The organism is Myxococcus stipitatus DSM 14675 (genome assembly GCF_000331735.1).
Classification (GTDB): Bacteria; Myxococcota; Myxococcia; order Myxococcales; family Myxococcaceae; genus Myxococcus; species Myxococcus stipitatus.
In genome coordinates, this window is record NC_020126.1 from 4,887,310 (window position 1) to 4,901,020 (window position 13,711).

At 68.0% G+C, this 13,711-nt stretch carries 18 protein-coding genes; 12 read left to right on the forward strand and 6 right to left on the reverse strand.

What is annotated here, in order from left to right; all coding sequences use genetic code 11:
- Positions 1–12: 12 nt before the first annotated feature.
- From MYSTI_RS19100 to MYSTI_RS19115, 4 genes are all read right to left on the reverse strand, one after another.
- A complete protein-coding gene (locus tag MYSTI_RS19100; RefSeq protein WP_015349423.1) occupies positions 13–582 on the reverse strand; it encodes a peptidoglycan-binding domain-containing protein in 570 nt (189 codons plus the stop codon).
- Positions 583–717: 135 nt separating this feature from the next.
- Positions 718–1,491: a response regulator gene (locus tag MYSTI_RS19105; RefSeq protein WP_015349424.1), complete on the reverse strand. Its 774-nt coding sequence runs from the start codon at positions 1,489–1,491 to the stop codon at positions 718–720.
- A gap of 11 nt (positions 1,492–1,502) precedes the next feature.
- Positions 1,503–2,786, reverse strand: a complete 1,284-nt coding sequence (locus MYSTI_RS19110; protein ID WP_015349425.1) for a sensor histidine kinase — start codon at positions 2,784–2,786, stop codon at positions 1,503–1,505.
- A gap of 97 nt (positions 2,787–2,883) precedes the next feature.
- Positions 2,884–3,303 carry a hypothetical protein gene (locus tag MYSTI_RS19115; RefSeq protein ID WP_015349426.1) on the reverse strand — a complete coding sequence of 140 codons (420 nt, stop codon included), beginning with the start codon at positions 3,301–3,303 and terminating at the stop codon, positions 2,884–2,886.
- 125 nt (positions 3,304–3,428) lie between these two features.
- Here MYSTI_RS19115 and MYSTI_RS19120 point away from each other — a divergent pair, with 125 nt between their 5' ends.
- From MYSTI_RS19120 to larE, 7 genes are all read left to right on the forward strand, one after another.
- Positions 3,429–4,196: a HesA/MoeB/ThiF family protein gene (locus tag MYSTI_RS19120; protein ID WP_015349427.1), complete on the forward strand. Its 768-nt coding sequence runs from the start codon at positions 3,429–3,431 to the stop codon at positions 4,194–4,196.
- Positions 4,197–4,208: 12 nt separating this feature from the next.
- Complete coding sequence (locus tag MYSTI_RS19125) at positions 4,209–4,448, forward strand: sulfurtransferase TusA family protein (protein WP_015349428.1); 240 nt, start codon at positions 4,209–4,211, stop codon at positions 4,446–4,448.
- A 9-nt stretch (positions 4,449–4,457) separates the two neighbouring features.
- On the forward strand, positions 4,458–4,730 hold the full coding sequence (locus MYSTI_RS19130) for a MoaD/ThiS family protein (RefSeq protein WP_015349429.1): 273 nt from the start codon (positions 4,458–4,460) through the stop codon (positions 4,728–4,730).
- 6 nt (positions 4,731–4,736) lie between these two features.
- Positions 4,737–5,378: a HesA/MoeB/ThiF family protein gene (locus MYSTI_RS19135; protein WP_015349430.1), complete on the forward strand. Its 642-nt coding sequence runs from the start codon at positions 4,737–4,739 to the stop codon at positions 5,376–5,378.
- Entirely contained in the window at positions 5,336–5,803 is a 468-nt protein-coding gene (locus MYSTI_RS19140) for a M67 family metallopeptidase (RefSeq protein WP_233278320.1), read from the forward strand. The genes MYSTI_RS19135 and MYSTI_RS19140 overlap by 43 nt, the downstream gene beginning before the upstream one ends.
- Before the next feature lie 193 nt (positions 5,804–5,996).
- Complete coding sequence (gene cysC / locus MYSTI_RS19145; RefSeq protein ID WP_015349432.1) at positions 5,997–6,779, forward strand: adenylyl-sulfate kinase; 783 nt, start codon at positions 5,997–5,999, stop codon at positions 6,777–6,779.
- 101 nt (positions 6,780–6,880) lie between these two features.
- Positions 6,881–7,774, forward strand: a complete 894-nt coding sequence (gene larE, locus MYSTI_RS19150) for an ATP-dependent sacrificial sulfur transferase LarE (RefSeq protein WP_015349433.1) — start codon at positions 6,881–6,883, stop codon at positions 7,772–7,774.
- Between the two features lie 3 nt (positions 7,775–7,777).
- On the opposite strand, the gene MYSTI_RS19155 is transcribed toward larE, so the two are convergent.
- Positions 7,778–8,746 carry a hypothetical protein gene (locus tag MYSTI_RS19155; RefSeq protein WP_015349434.1) on the reverse strand — a complete coding sequence of 323 codons (969 nt, stop codon included), beginning with the start codon at positions 8,744–8,746 and terminating at the stop codon, positions 7,778–7,780.
- A 159-nt stretch (positions 8,747–8,905) separates the two neighbouring features.
- Here MYSTI_RS19155 and MYSTI_RS19160 point away from each other — a divergent pair, with 159 nt between their 5' ends.
- Entirely contained in the window at positions 8,906–9,445 is a 540-nt protein-coding gene (locus tag MYSTI_RS19160) for a hypothetical protein (RefSeq protein WP_144370107.1), read from the forward strand.
- 59 nt (positions 9,446–9,504) lie between these two features.
- On the forward strand, positions 9,505–9,669 hold the full coding sequence (locus tag MYSTI_RS41860) for a ribbon-helix-helix domain-containing protein (RefSeq protein ID WP_015349436.1): 165 nt from the start codon (positions 9,505–9,507) through the stop codon (positions 9,667–9,669).
- Positions 9,670–9,692: 23 nt separating this feature from the next.
- Here MYSTI_RS41860 and MYSTI_RS19165 read toward each other — a convergent pair whose 3' ends face one another.
- Positions 9,693–10,544 carry a tRNA pseudouridine synthase A gene (locus tag MYSTI_RS19165; RefSeq protein WP_015349437.1) on the reverse strand — a complete coding sequence of 284 codons (852 nt, stop codon included), beginning with the start codon at positions 10,542–10,544 and terminating at the stop codon, positions 9,693–9,695.
- A 44-nt stretch (positions 10,545–10,588) separates the two neighbouring features.
- On the opposite strand from MYSTI_RS19165, the gene MYSTI_RS19170 reads away from it, so the two are divergent.
- From MYSTI_RS19170 to clpX, 3 genes are all read left to right on the forward strand, one after another.
- Positions 10,589–11,503 carry an AgmX/PglI C-terminal domain-containing protein gene (locus MYSTI_RS19170; protein ID WP_015349438.1) on the forward strand — a complete coding sequence of 305 codons (915 nt, stop codon included), beginning with the start codon at positions 10,589–10,591 and terminating at the stop codon, positions 11,501–11,503.
- A gap of 27 nt (positions 11,504–11,530) precedes the next feature.
- Positions 11,531–12,187: a hypothetical protein gene (locus MYSTI_RS19175; RefSeq protein ID WP_044280896.1), complete on the forward strand. Its 657-nt coding sequence runs from the start codon at positions 11,531–11,533 to the stop codon at positions 12,185–12,187.
- A gap of 226 nt (positions 12,188–12,413) precedes the next feature.
- Complete coding sequence (clpX, locus tag MYSTI_RS19180) at positions 12,414–13,691, forward strand: ATP-dependent Clp protease ATP-binding subunit ClpX (protein ID WP_015349440.1); 1,278 nt, start codon at positions 12,414–12,416, stop codon at positions 13,689–13,691.
- Positions 13,692–13,711: the final 20 nt, after the last annotated feature.

Consider the following 13,711-nt stretch of genomic DNA (forward strand, 5'->3'; position numbering starts at 1 on the left):
CCGCGCGCGGACTCAGTACGCGACGTGCACATGACGGCCGTGGCCGCCGATGGGGCCGATGTTCTGCCCGTGCTTGATGCCGCCCTTCGGGTCGTGGAAGAGCTCGGTGGGGTTGGTACCCTTCAGGCGGTCATAGAACTTCGCCATCGTCGCCGGGTCGCCCGCCACGTCGATGGCGCGGCCCTTGTAGTGGTACGAGCCCGGCGTGTGCTTGCCGCCGGTGGTCGACGTGATGGTGAGCCCCATCTGCTTCGCCAGGTTCGTCGCGTAGTCGAGCTTCTGACGGTTGGAGCCATTCACCGGGAAGTCGCCCGGGACGCCCCCCGTGGTTCCGGGACGGTTGGCACCGCCCGCGGGCTTGCCATCCCAGAGGTCCGCGTTGCGCGAGTTGAAGAGGGCGCGGCCCGTGTTGTTGCCCACGATGCCGTCCACCTGAAGGCCCTGCTTGCGCTGATACGCCTCCACCGCGGCCTTCGTCTTCGGGCCGAAGATTCCGTCCGCCGAGCCCGGGTTGAAGCCCGCCTTGGCCAGGGACTGCTGGAGCCGCGTCACGTCCGAACCGCGCGTACCAACCTTGAGCATGGGAGGCCTCTCTCTTCGTTCTCAGGCGCGAGCCTGCGTCCGAGAGAGTTATCGCCGCACATGTCCGGGAGTTGCGGTGTTGGTGGCATAAATCCCGGATTCAGGCTTTTTGACGCGGTCCGGCGGTCCAGGGCGTCAGACGGAGATGAGGCCCTTGCGGATGCCTTCGGTAACCGCTTCGACGCGGTTGGTCACCTCGAGCTTCCGGTAGATGTGCTCCAGGTGGGTGCGGATGGTGGCCTTGCTCAGGTTGAGCAGCCGCGCCGCCTCGCTGTTGGAGACGCCCTTGGCGATGAGCTGGAGGATTTCGCGCTCGCGGTCCGAGAGCGGCTTGAGCAGGGGCTCCTCGGCGGTGGGGCTCTCGGCGGCCGCGGCCGGCGCGGCGGAGGTCTCCGGCGGAGGCGCGACGGCGGGGGCACCGCCCGCGGAGGGGACGGGCGTGGTGTCCGGGTCCACGCGGAAGTGGCGGAGCAGTCTGCGCGCGAGGTTGGGCTGGATGACGGTGCCGCCCGCGCGGACTTCCTTGATGGCTTCGATGATCTTGTCGACGGGCGAGCCCTTGAGCATGTAACCGGATGCCCCCGCCTTCACCGCCTCGAGGACTTTGTCCTCCTCGTCGAAGATGGTGAAGATGAGGATCTCAATCTTCGGGTAGACGGCTTTGACCTCGCGAGTCACGTCGATGCCGCTCATGCGCGGCAGGCCCAGGTCCAGCAGGAGGACATCCGGCATGACGCGCGGGACCTCCTCCATCGCGGCTTCACCCGAGAGCGCGGTGCCGACGATTTCGATGTCGGGGTGGCCCTCGAACAGGCGCAGCTGGTTCTTGAGGATCTTGGTCTGGTCTTCCACCACGAAGACGCGGATGGGGGACTGCGCGGGAGAGGTGGGGGGCTGCGGGGCGTCCACGGAGGCTCCGGTCAAGGGGGAGAGCAGGGGAGGGAGAAGGCCACCTGGGCACCTGCGCCGGGTGACGAATCGACGATGAGCTGTCCGTTGAGCTTCATGGCGCGCTCACGCATGTTCAGCAGGCCGTAGTGCCCGCGCGGCGTGCGCTGCGGGTCGAAGCCCTTGCCGTTGTCGCGGACGATGAGGTGCACGTGGTCCTCGGTGTAGTCGAGCTTCACCTGCACGAGCTTCGCCTCGGCGTGCTTCACGGCGTTGGAGAGGCACTCCTGGAGGATGCGGAACAGGGCCAGCTGTGAGTCGGGGGACAGCTTGCGCTGGAGGCCCGTGCGCTCGAACTGGATGCTCAGCCCGGTGCGCTCGTTGAAGGTCTTCGCGTAGTCCTCCAGGCCCTGCGCCAGCTCGAAGTCCTCGCGCATCATGCGCAGGCTGCGGCGCAGCTCCTCGATGGACTCCTCCGCGGTGACCTTCAGCTCGCGAATCTCCGAGCGCAGGCCCTCCTCGCGCGCGAGGTTCAGGATGTACTCCGCCTGGATGATCATCGACGAGAGCGAGGCACCCAGGCCGTCGTGGATCTCGCGCGCCAGCCGGTTGCGCTCCTCGACGACGGCCAGCTCCTTGAGGTCGCCTTGCAGGGCGACGACCTCGCGGTGCGCGGCGGCCTCGCGCTCGTTCAGGTACACGAGCACGTAGACGATGATGAAGTTGAGCGCCAGGTACCAGAGCAGCGTGAGCAGCTCCACGGCCGTCACGGAGCGGTTGAGGAGCAGGTCCAGCCGCGTGGTGATGGGCAGCGCCAGCAGCGGCGGGAGGATGGCGAGCGGCTTGGGGTAGAGGATGGAGAAGAGGGTGGTGAACAGCAGCTGCGTGGCCAGCAGGGGACTCTGCAGGCCGCCGCCCACCTGGGGCTTGGCGATGAGGACCACGAGGATGACGAGGTCCAGGCACAGCGTCGTGTACGTCACCCAGCGGCCGGCCTTGGGGTGGTCGATGACGAGCAGGTTCGCGACGCTGTAGAGCAGCATCGTGAAGTAGCCGAGGAAGGAGAAGGCGCCGGTGAGCCCGAAGTAGCCGCTCCACGTGGGCACGGCGAGGATGAGCAGGCCCAGCGTGAGGAACATCATTCGCGCGTAGAACAGGGCGCGGGCCCGGGCGACGAACCGGTCCTGCTCCCACGACGCGGTGGCCTGCTCGGTGGAGACGCTGTCCGTCAGCTTGCGGCGCGAGAGGACCTCTCGCACGCGGGCGCGGAGGTCATTGGCCGGGGTCTCCTCGCCCAGGGCGAGATTGGAATCCATTGGGCCGGCAGCTTACGAGAGCCGCCGGGTGTGCGGGAATCCCTGGGGTGGTCCGCCCACCTTCCCGCCGAGCGAGAAGGCGTGCGGCTCGCGGATTCTACGGAGTCTTCGAGGGCTGCATGCAGACCTTCCGGGCCTCGGGGTGGCCGCGGAAGACGAACTCCATGCGGTCCTTCGACTCGCCGGTGCGCTCGTCGAAGAGGGGCGTGCCGCCCGCGTACATGGTGCCCTCGGCGTTGCCGTACGCGTCCAGCTTGTGCTTCTTCAGCCAGTTGTCCACGCATGCCTCGAGCGCGGCCTGGTCCCGGGCGGGCTCTCCGGAGGCGTCCTTCAGGGAGGAGGCGTCGGAGCCGGTCGCGCCGGAGTCCGCGCCGGTCTTCGAGGTGCTGGAGGGCGCGGTGGCCGCGGGCGTCTGGCCGCTGTCGGTGGGCCCCGGGTTCTCGCCGGTGTTCTTGTGGCAGCCGAGCACGAGCATCAGGGTGGTGGAAAAGACGAGCACGCCGGTCAGGTTTTTCATATGTCCTGGCAGAGGGAGTCCGCCGCGAAGCGGGACGGTGGAAGGGGCGCTTGAGCCCCTCTGTCGCAAGGTGCGACGCAGGGCCCCGCACGTTATTCGCATCCGCCCTCGCGGAGCAGCAACCGATGCACGGTCCAGAAGAGCACCACCATCCTCGAATTCCCCATGCTTCCCGTATCGAGCGCTCCCGGGTGCTCATCGTGGGAGCCGGTGGGCTTGGCTGTCCCGCGTCGCTGGCGTTGGCGCAGGCGGGTGTCGGCCACCTGACGCTGGCGGACCCGGACCGCGTCGATGTGACGAACCTGCCACGGCAGCTCTGGCACCGGCCGGGGGACGTGGGGCGGAACAAGGCGGAGTCGGCGGTGGCGGGGCTCGCGCGAGCCTTCCCGGGCCTGTCGACGGAGGCGCTGCCCGAGCGGGTGGACGCGAACAACGTGGAGGGGCTCTTCCGCGCGCACGACGCCGTCATCGACGCGACGGATGGGGTGCTGACCAAGTTCTTCCTCTCGGACGTGGCGGTGCTCACGGGCGTGCCGCTCGTCTATGGGGGCGTGTTGCGGATGCAGGGCCAGGCGATGCGGGTGGAGCCGGGCGGGCCGTGCCTGCGCTGTCTCTATGAGACGCCGCCCTCGCCGGACGCGGTGCCCACGTGCGCGCAGGCGGGAGTGCTGGGCTCGCTCGCGGGGCTGGTAGGCGCGGTGCAGGCGCTGATGGTGCTGGAGCTCCTGGCGGGGGCTTCGCGGCGCGTTCCGGGTGAGGCGACGTTGCAGGTGCTGGATGGACTCACGCTGCTGGGCCGGCGCACCCGCGTCGAGCGGGCCCCGGACTGTCCCGGTTGTGCCATCACCGACGTGCCCGCGTTTCCAGGGGAGGAGGGCGCATGCGCGCGATGAGGGGCGTGGATCATGAGTGAGTCCGTGGCGACGCTGGACATCACGCGCGAGGTCTGTCCCATGACCTACGTGCGCACGAAGCTCCGACTGGAGACGCTGGAGGCGGGGGCCGTCTTGGAGATCATCCTCCGAGGCTCCGAGCCCCTGAAGAACGTGCCCCGCAGCGCTCGTGAGGAGGGGCACGAGGTCGTCTCCCTCGATGCGCGCGAGGACGGCACGCACCGGCTGGTGCTGCGCAAGCAGGGGAGGTGAGAGGGCACCATGGCGACCATCCGGATCCCCACGATGATGCGCCCGCTCACGCGCAACCAGGCGGAGGTGACGGCCTCCGGCGCGACGGTTCGCGAGGTGCTGAGGGACTTGGACATCCGCTATCCGGGCCTCGGCGCGAAGCTCCTGGACGAGCACGGCGCCGTGCGGCGCTACGTCAATGTCTTCCTCAACGACGAGGACATCCGCGCCTTGGACGCCCTGGACACCCCGGTGAAGGACGTGGACCGCCTCACCCTCATCCCCGCGATGGCGGGAGGTTGATGACGCATGGCCCTGCGTGAAGATCAGATCCTTCGCTACTCCCGGCAGATCCTCCTGCGCGAAGTCGGAGGGCGTGGCCAGGAGGCGCTCCTTTCCGGCGGCGCGCGCGTGGATGCGACGGGCGCTTCGGGGTTGACGGCGGCGGCGTATCTCGTGGGAGGCGGCACGCCCGTCGCCGGGGTGGGCTCGCTGACCCTGGGCCCCTGGTCCCCGGGCTTCCTGGCGTCCTCCGACGACGTGGGACAGCCCGTGGCCTCGACGCTGGCCCGCGAGGCTCCCGCGCTGAACCCGGACGCCGCCAACCCCGAGGGGCGCGGCGGGATGATCGCGGAGCTGCCCTCGGCCTGGAGTGGAGAGGCCCCTTGGGTCGCGCTCTGCGGAGACGGAGCGCGTGCGGGCGTCGTGTTCCGGAGCGCCGAGGGCTGCGTCTGGTGCTTCGGCGAGACGGTGCGGCACCTGGGCTCCCCCCCGGACGGCGCCCTGGGTGGGGCGCTGGGCGCGCTGGGCGCCGTGGTCTTCCAGCGACTCCGGTTGGGGCTGGGGCCATCGCTCGGGGGGCGCTGGCTGGTGCCTCCTGGAACCTTGGAGGAGATGGAGTTGCGGCGGTGCTCGCGCTGCGCGTCGCGCCAGGAGCCATCGGCGCCGTGACGACGTGGCCGGACTCACGCTGGCCGGAATCCGTGCGCGAGGAGATCCTCCAGCACCTGGAGGGCAGCTACCCGCGGGAGGGCTGTGGCGTGATCCTCCGAGGCCCCGAGGATGGCGCGTGGCGCGTGTGCCCCCTGCGCAATGCCTCACCTTGGCCCACGCGGGCCTACGCCTTCGCACCCGAGGAGTGGCTGGCGCTCTGCCTCCAGGCGGAGTCACGGGGAGAGCAGGTAGCCACCGTGTTCCACTCGCATGTGGATGCACCTCCCACCTTCTCCGCCGAGGACCGCGCCCAGGCTGCTCCCTCGGGGCATCCGCTCCTGCCGGGAGTTTCCTATCTCATCGCATCCGTACACCGAGGACGTGTTGTCTGGGTGTCCGAGTATGAGTGGATGGGTGGCGATTTTCAGACGCGCAGGGTCTGAAAAGACCATTGCAAGAACGAAAAAGCTGAATAGACGCAGGCACTTGGCCGCCCGCTTCCCCTACCTGCGGAAAGGTGTGTGTGAATTGTCAAGTGCGTGGGTTTTCGTCTATAACCACGCGCATCTTCTGGATCTGCGGCGTCCTTACGCGGCCTGCAAGAAGCGCTCCGGACGCAGGGAGTTGAAAACCCTTATGGCCTCCAACACTGGATTCACCCTCTGGCTGACCGGCATGTCCGGTACAGGGAAGAGCACCACTGCCGCCTACATCGCGGCGCGGCTCCGTCAGGTTGGCCGCAACGTGGAGATCCTCGATGAGGGCGAGCTCTCCGATGAGCTGTGGGCGGGGTTGGGGGATTCGAAGGACGAGCGCAACACGATCGCCGGGCGGCTGGGTTACGTCGCCAACGTGCTGACGCGCAACGGTGTCGCCGCGCTGGTCCCCTGCGTGAGCCCGTACAAGGCGAAGCGCGAGGAGAACCGCCGGAGCATCGGCCGGTACGTCGAGGTCTACGTCGACTGCCCCACCGAGAAGCTCATCGAGCGCGACAGCACGGGCCGCTACAAGAAGGCGCTCAACGGGGAGATCCCCAACTTCGTGGGCATCACCGAGCCCTACGAGCCGCCCACCTCGCCCGAGGTCACCATCCACTCCGACGTGGAGTCCATCGAGGACGGCGCGGCGAAGATCTTCCAGTCCCTCCTGGACCTTGGCTACATGACCACGGAGGAGCTGAAGACCATCACCGGCAAGAAGATGAAGGCGAACCCGCTGCCGGCCAAGGGTGAGAAGGCCGAGAAGCCTGAGAAGGCCGAGAAGGGCGGGGCGAAGGCGCGCCGGGCGGAGGAGCCCAAGGCCGCGGCCAAGCCGGCGAAGGCGGACAAGGGTGCGAAGTCGCGTCCGGCCACGCGTGCGGCTCGGGTGGCGAAGCCGACGCCCGCGTCGAAGAAGTCCGCGAAGGGCAAGGGCCGCTGACCGAGGGGGCCGAGCAGGCCCCTGTTCCATGCCGTGGAGAGGGCTCCGATTGCCGCGCGATGCGCGTGCAATCCGGGGCCCTTCCGTTTTAGGAGTCCCCCATGCTGAGCCCCGAGCGAATCCAAGCCCTGTGTGAGTCGTCGCGCCCGAAGCTGGAGGCGATGCGCGCCTCGCTGCGGGCCCATGGCAGTGCCCTGGTGGCGTTCTCGGGCGGCGTGGACTCCACCTTCGTGCTGAAGGTGGCCGTGGAGGAGCTGGGCGAGCGGGCCCTGGCGCTCACGGCGCTGTCCGCGTCGGTGGCGCCGGAGGAGGCTCAGGAGGCGCGGGAGCTGGCGGAGCGTCTGGGGGCCCGGCACGTCGTCATCGGCAGCAACGAGCTGGCCAATCCGCAGTACGCGGCCAACCCCACCAACCGCTGCTACTTCTGCAAGACGGAGCTGTACGACCTCTGCGAGGCGCGCCGGGCGGAGCTGGGGCTGGCGGTGGTGCTGGACGGCTTCAACGCGGACGACTTCAAGGACCACCGGCCGGGGCACAAAGCCGCTCGCGAGCACGCGGTGGTGTCGCCGCTGGCGGAGGCGGGGCTGACGAAGGAGGAGATCCGCGCGTGGAGCCAGGCGCTGGCGCTGCCCACCTGGGACAAGCCGCAGATGGCGTGCCTGGCGTCGCGCATCCCGTACGGCACGGCGGTGACGAGGGACCGGCTGCTGCAGATCGCCGCGGCGGAGTCGGAGCTGCGCAAGCTGGGCTTCCGTCAGTTCCGCGTGCGCTACCACAGCGAGGTGGCGCGCTTGGAGGTGGCCGCGGAGGAGTACGAGAAGTTCCTCGCCGCGGATGTGCGCCAGCGGATCAACACCGCCTTCCTGGCGCTGGGGTTCAAGTTCGTCGCGCTGGACCTGGAGCCGTTCCGCTCCGGCCGGTTGAACGAGGCGGCGGGCGTGACAAAGCCCGCGACCCAGGGGGCCGCGGGCTTCTCACTTCCCGTCGTCAGCTGATGACTACAGGGGCGAGCCGGTGGCGATCATCCGACCCCGGACACCCGCGGACGTGTTCTTGACGTTCCGCAGGACGAACGTGCCGTCGATCTGAAAGGCCTGCGGGAGCGGGTACCCTTCGGCATCGGTCTGGCCAGGGAACGGAGGGCTGTAGCCGTTCATCTGGAGCTGATACTGGAGGGCCGGCTGGTAGAAGGCGTTGTCGAGGTAGTCGACACGGATGACCCCGGCGCTGCTGTCGCTGGACACCAGCGAGTAGTTCAGGACCTGCCCCGAGAGGGAAGGGGCGACCGTCTCGCTGAGCAGCGCGGAGTAGAAACCTCCGAACTGGACCACGACGGGGCTGGTCGTCACACGCAGGAGCCGGCTGTCACCGCTCGAGGAGGGGACCTTGGTGAGCGTCGCGGACGCGTAGCTGATGGTGAAGGGCACGGTGGTCCCCACCAGCGACTGGAACAGGGTGTTGCTGGAGCTCTCGAGCGCGGTGAACTGGAGCGTTCCGGTGATCCACCCGCCCGTGTCCACCTCGAAGCCGATGTCCGTGCCGACCATCGCCGGCGTCTTGAAGACGAAGCGGACGGTGCGTGACTGCCCCTCGGCGACCGTGAAGCTCATGGGGTTCGGGGAGACCAGCGTGGCCTGGATGGGCTCTCCAGCCGCGTTGGGGACGACGCGCTCGACGTGGTAGTTGCCCCGGAGCTCGATGGTGTACCCGCCCGCCGGCAGGTTGATCGTGAGCGCGTCCGCGGTGGTGTCGGTGATGGTCTGGTTCACCGGGCCGGTGATCTCGAACGTGGCTCCCACCAACCGGAAGCCCTGCCCGTTGGAGTTGGTCGACACCAGCGGGAGCTGCACCTGGCCCTCGCCTTCGCGAAGCTCGGGTTGCTCCTTGTTGTTTCCAGAGGCACCACCGCAGGCGACCGCCAGCAGCGCTACCGCCAATAGACTCAGGTTCATCTTCTTCATGGTCATGACTTCCCCCTCGAGGGACGTGGAGCCCAGGGGTCCAGAATGAGTCGAGGATTCGGGTCCAACGCCCTGTGGATGATCCGTCGCGCCCCCGTGGAGGCTGGTAGAACGCGCGGTCGCGAGATGGCTCGCGCGCACGCAGCGACGTCGGAGCGGACTAACATGCTGACGCGTTCCAGAAGAATCGCGGCGCTCATGGCCGCGCTGTTTTCACCGGGCGTCGCTCGGGCGGCGGAGTACGTGGACTCGCCGTATCGGGAGCGTTGGGCCTTCTCGCTGATCCTCGGCCCGGGGGCTTCCTACACGGAGTTCATTGATCGCGAGGACGAGGACTCGGTGAAGGGGCTGGATGCGCTCCTCGACGTGGGGGCCAGCCTCACGGTGGGGCACGACGGGGACGAGGTCTTCGTGGTGATCCGCGGGAGTGCCCGGGAGCCGGACCTCTCGCTGATCGCCGGCTACCGCAGCGTCTTCGGGCTCGAGTCCTGGCAGTCGTTCGTGGATCTCGCCGCCGTTGTGCGGCCGTTTTCTGGGCCGTGGCTGGGGCCTCGCGTAGCTTTGGGCCTGCGTCACACCTTCTCGGAGCGGTTCGCGCTGTACGGAGGGCTCGGGCTCACGCTCGGGTTTGGATCCGGACTTCGCGCCGATGCCGAGGCCTTCACCGGGTTGCAGTGGATCTTCCCGGCAGATGGATCCGAGTGAAAATCTTGCGATCATCCAGGCCTGTGAGATGGTGTGCGCATCTGTAGGAGGTCGCGCACTTGGACATGAATCCCCGCCTCACCTCGGTGGTCTTCCGGCTCAACCGCGAGAAGCTCGACGCCCTGAAGGAGCTGTCGCGCTCCACGCGCATCCGCCAGAGCGAGTACCTTCGGGAGGCCATCTCGGATCTGCTGGCGAAGTATGAGGAGCGGCTCGTCGACTGACGGCCGGGTGGATCCACCGCGTGTCACCCGAGCAGGAAGGGTGGCTCTCGCGGCAGCCCCGGAGGCTGGAGGCGCTCTGGGGCGGTGAATGGGTCCACATCGGGAGGGTAGCGGACCTCCCAGAGCATCAGGCCGTGAGCGGGCGCCTTGAAGCCCTCCATGGCCGCCCCCGTCTCCAGGGCTGAACGCCACGCTTCTTCCGGCAACAGCCCCGCCGCCACCTTCAGCGCGCCACCCACGACGTAGCGCACCTGGTAGCGAGCAAAGCCATCCCCGTTCAGCCGCGCCTCGAAAAGCCCGCCTCCATGCTCATGGAGGGTGGCGGACTCCAGCGTGCGGAGCTTCTGGGGGCTGGACTTCTCATGGAACGCGATGAAGTCGCGCGTGCCCGCCGCCAGGGCGAGCAGTGACGCCACCCGCTCGGGCGTCACCCGATGGCCCTGGCCTTGAAGTCCCACCTCGTTGGCGACATCGAGCGAGTAGGGCGCCCACTCCGGATCCACCGCGCCGCCCAGGTGGAACCGGTAGCGGTACGCCTTGCCGCTCGCGCTCCACTGCGCATGGAAGGAGCGCGGCTTGCGCACCAGGCACAGCCCGAGCCCCGGCGGAAGGTGCGCCGGCAGCCGCTGGGCGAGCGCCTCCGCCGAGTCCCCCGCCTCCAACCGGACGCTGACCACCTGCATCCGGGCATGGACGCCCCGGTCCGTGCGACCGGCGGGCATCACCGTGGCGGGGACCCCCACTGTCCGCAAGGCCCCCTCCAGGGCCTCCTGGACGGTGGGGCCTTGGGGTTGGCGCTGGAAGCCTCGGAAGTTCCCACCGAGGTACCAGATCCAGAGGGCGACGGGAGTCCGCTTGGAGGTTGAGGTCAGCACGGCGTTGCGAGGTCGCGGGGTAACACGGGATACTCGCGCGCGAAATGGCGGCTGGACAAGAACTCGCGGCGGATGTGGATGGGCAGTGGCTCTTCCGGCATGGAGACCTGGTCCTCGGACCGGTCAGCGGCAACCACATTGTTGAGAAGCTCAAGTCAGGGGAGCTGACGCCGGAGTCCCTGCTGGCCCTGGCGGGCGAGCGGGACTTCCACCCCATGAAGGACGTGGAGCCCTTCAAGGTCCACGTGGCGCTCGCCGAGGCACGGGCTCGAGTGGACGCCGCCGTCCTGGTGGAGCGGGAGAAGAACCGCAAGCGGATGATGGTGCTGGGCGGGGTCGCCGGAGGACTGGCGCTCGTGCTGGGCACGGGCGGCCTGTTCCTGGCGCGCAACGCCGCGGTGCATGGCTGGTTCGGCGAGGAGGAGTTCGAGGGCATCGAGATGGAGGCCCCCGTCATTCGCCTGGCGCAGGCGCGCCCGGATGACGAAGAGCTCTTCGACTACCCCATCCCGGGGAGTGTGAAGCCGAAGTCGGGAGAGGCGGGGGGAGGCAAGCCCGCGACTCCGGGCGGAGGCAAGCCCACCGCCGTCGCATCGGTGGACCGCAAGCCGCCGCGTCCCTCGGGCAGCGTGGCCACCGACCCGGACGGGATGCAGGTGGCGCAGCAGTTCGACCAGTCCGCCATCAACCGCGTCGTCGCGGGCAACAAGTCCACGCTCTTCCGCTGCCTCAAGGAGGAGGCCGCCCGCAGTCCGGGCCTGGCGGCGAGAATCCCCCTGGAGTTCGTCATCGGAAACGATGGCCGGGTCAACAAGCTGTGGGTGGACAACCCCCAGTTCAAGAAGGGTCCACTCTACGACTGCCTCTTCACGGAGCTGCAGAAGTGGCCGTTCCGCGCCTACGAAGGAGAGCGCGCGACGGTGGGCCTCTCGTTCACCTTGGGCCCCAAGAAGGGGTAGGGCCACTTTCTTGCCCACCTCGCGGGCATGCCCCATACCGGGGCCATGTCCGCCGCATCTGTTGCCGAGACCGAAATCGCGAAGAAGGCCTTGAGCGTTCCGCCGGGGACCTTCCGTCACACCGTGCTGCTGGCCGCCAAGCGCTTCAAGTCCACCTGGGCGGAGCTGGGCAGGCTGCTGGTCCAGGTCCGGGACGAGGCCAAGTTCGAGGAGTGGGGCCACCCCACCTTCGAGGCCTACTGTCTCAAGGAACTGCACATCAAGAAGCAGACGGCCCTCAAGCTCACCCGCTCCTTCAGCTTCCTGGCCAAGCACGAGCCCGAGGAAGAGCTGCGGGCTCAAGAGTTCCCCGAAAAGGCGCCCGCCTTCGAGGTCATCGAAGTGCTGGCCGACGCGGAGGAGCGCGGCCAGTTGTCGCCCACTGAATACAAATCCCTACGTGACAGTATCTGGAGCCCGGAGAAGTCTCCCACCGAGCTCAAGAAGGAGTTCACGGAGAGGTTCCCCCGGCCGCCGCCCGAGCCTCCTCCGGAGAGCCTCCAGGTGCGCAAACTGGCGTCCATGGCCCGGAAGCTGGCCAGTGAGCTGGCGGGGTGTCGCAAGATTCCGAACGCCGTTGCCGAGCGAGCAGCCGCCCTGGCGGACGACGTGGAGGAGCTCGCCTCAGGGGTGACGGACGCCTGAGTCGCTGTTACTGAACGCTCACCCGTTGCGGACGCTGTACGCTCCGTAACGGGCCCGCACCGTTGGGCTTCCTGCCCAGGGGGGAGGGCCCTATAGTGGTTGTGGGCCCCATGTAGGTGGTGGGCCCGACGGCTGTTCGAGACGTGGGCAGGCCGTTTGGGTAGGGGAGCGGTGGACGGCGAAGTGGCTCCGGCAAGTTCCGGGGTCGGCGAACTCGGAGGCGGCAGTGAAGAAGGAGCACCACGTCAACCTGTCCTGCTCGTTCTGCGGAAAATCGCAGCGCGAGGTCCGCAAGCTCATCGCGGGACCGACGGTCTACATCTGCGATGAGTGCATCAAGCTCTGCAACGACATCATCGCGGACGAGAACGAGCGCGAAGAGGGCAAGCCGCAGGTCAGCTTGCCGACGCCTTCGGAAATCAAGGCGTTCCTCGATGACTACGTCATCGGGCAGGACCAGGCGAAGAAGGTCCTCGCGGTCGCGGTCTACAACCACTACAAGCGCATCTACCAGAAGAAGCCCTCGGCACGGCCGCGTCCCGGCGTGAAGAGCCCTTCGGGTGACGATGTCGAGCTGAGCAAGAGCAACATCCTGCTCATCGGCCCGACAGGCAGCGGCAAGACGCTGCTGGCCCAGTCGTTGGCGCGCTTCCTCAACGTCCCGTTCACCATCGCCGACGCCACCAGCCTCACCGAGGCCGGCTACGTGGGCGAGGACGTCGAGAACATCATCCAGAACCTCCTCCACAACGCCGATTACGACGTGGAGAAGGCGGCGCGCGGCATCGTCTACATCGACGAGATCGACAAGATCGCGCGCAAGGGTGACATGCCCAGCGCCACCCGCGACGTGGGCGGTGAGGGCGTGCAGCAGGCGCTGCTGAAGATCATCGAAGGCACTCGCGCCAACGTCACCCCGCGCGGTGGCAAGAAGTACAACCAGCAGGAGTACGTCCAGGTCGACACGACGAACATCCTGTTCATCTGCGGCGGTGCCTTCCACGGCATCGACGGCGTCATCAAGCGCCGCGTGGGTGAGAAGGGCCTGGGCTTCGGCGCGAAGATCACCCACCGCGAGGACCGCAGCGTGGGCGAGCTGTTGGCGCTGACCGAGCCGGAAGACCTGATGAAGTTCGGGATGATTCCCGAGTTCATCGGCCGTCTGCCGATGATCGCCACGCTCAATGACCTCAAGGAAGAGGACCTGGTCACCATCCTCGCCCAACCGAAGAACGCGCTGGTGAAGCAGTACCAGAAGCTCTTCGAGTTCGAGAAGGTGAAGCTCACCTTCTCGAAGGAGGCGCTGCGCGCCATCGCCCGCGAGGCGATGCGCCGTCACTCCGGAGCGCGTGGTCTGCGCGCCATCCTGGAGGACGCGATGCTGGAGATCATGTACGACATCCCGTTCCGCGAGGGCGTGAAGGAGTGCAAGATCACCGAGACGGTCATCACCCGTCGCGAACCGCCTCAGCTCGTCATGGAGAAGGAGAAGAAGACGGCCTAGCGCCGGCTCCTCCCTGACGG

Coding starts and splice junctions, on each gene's coding strand:
- MYSTI_RS19130 (WP_015349429.1), top strand. CDS start 4,458: ATGGCGACCATCCGGATCCCCACGATGATGCGCCCGCTCACGCGCAAC.
- MYSTI_RS19100 (WP_015349423.1), bottom strand. CDS start 582: ATGCTCAAGGTTGGTACGCGCGGTTCGGACGTGACGCGGCTCCAGCAG.
- MYSTI_RS19115 (WP_015349426.1), bottom strand. CDS start 3,303: ATGAAAAACCTGACCGGCGTGCTCGTCTTTTCCACCACCCTGATGCTC.
- MYSTI_RS19160 (WP_144370107.1), top strand. CDS start 8,906: ATGCTGACGCGTTCCAGAAGAATCGCGGCGCTCATGGCCGCGCTGTTT.
- larE (WP_015349433.1), top strand. CDS start 6,881: ATGCTGAGCCCCGAGCGAATCCAAGCCCTGTGTGAGTCGTCGCGCCCG.
- MYSTI_RS19175 (WP_044280896.1), top strand. CDS start 11,531: ATGCCCCATACCGGGGCCATGTCCGCCGCATCTGTTGCCGAGACCGAA.
- MYSTI_RS19120 (WP_015349427.1), top strand. CDS start 3,429: ATGCACGGTCCAGAAGAGCACCACCATCCTCGAATTCCCCATGCTTCC.
- MYSTI_RS19155 (WP_015349434.1), bottom strand. CDS start 8,746: ATGACCATGAAGAAGATGAACCTGAGTCTATTGGCGGTAGCGCTGCTG.
- MYSTI_RS19110 (WP_015349425.1), bottom strand. CDS start 2,786: ATGGATTCCAATCTCGCCCTGGGCGAGGAGACCCCGGCCAATGACCTC.
- MYSTI_RS19170 (WP_015349438.1), top strand. CDS start 10,589: ATGGCGGCTGGACAAGAACTCGCGGCGGATGTGGATGGGCAGTGGCTC.
- MYSTI_RS19135 (WP_015349430.1), top strand. CDS start 4,737: ATGGCCCTGCGTGAAGATCAGATCCTTCGCTACTCCCGGCAGATCCTC.
- MYSTI_RS19125 (WP_015349428.1), top strand. CDS start 4,209: ATGAGTGAGTCCGTGGCGACGCTGGACATCACGCGCGAGGTCTGTCCC.
- cysC (WP_015349432.1), top strand. CDS start 5,997: ATGGCCTCCAACACTGGATTCACCCTCTGGCTGACCGGCATGTCCGGT.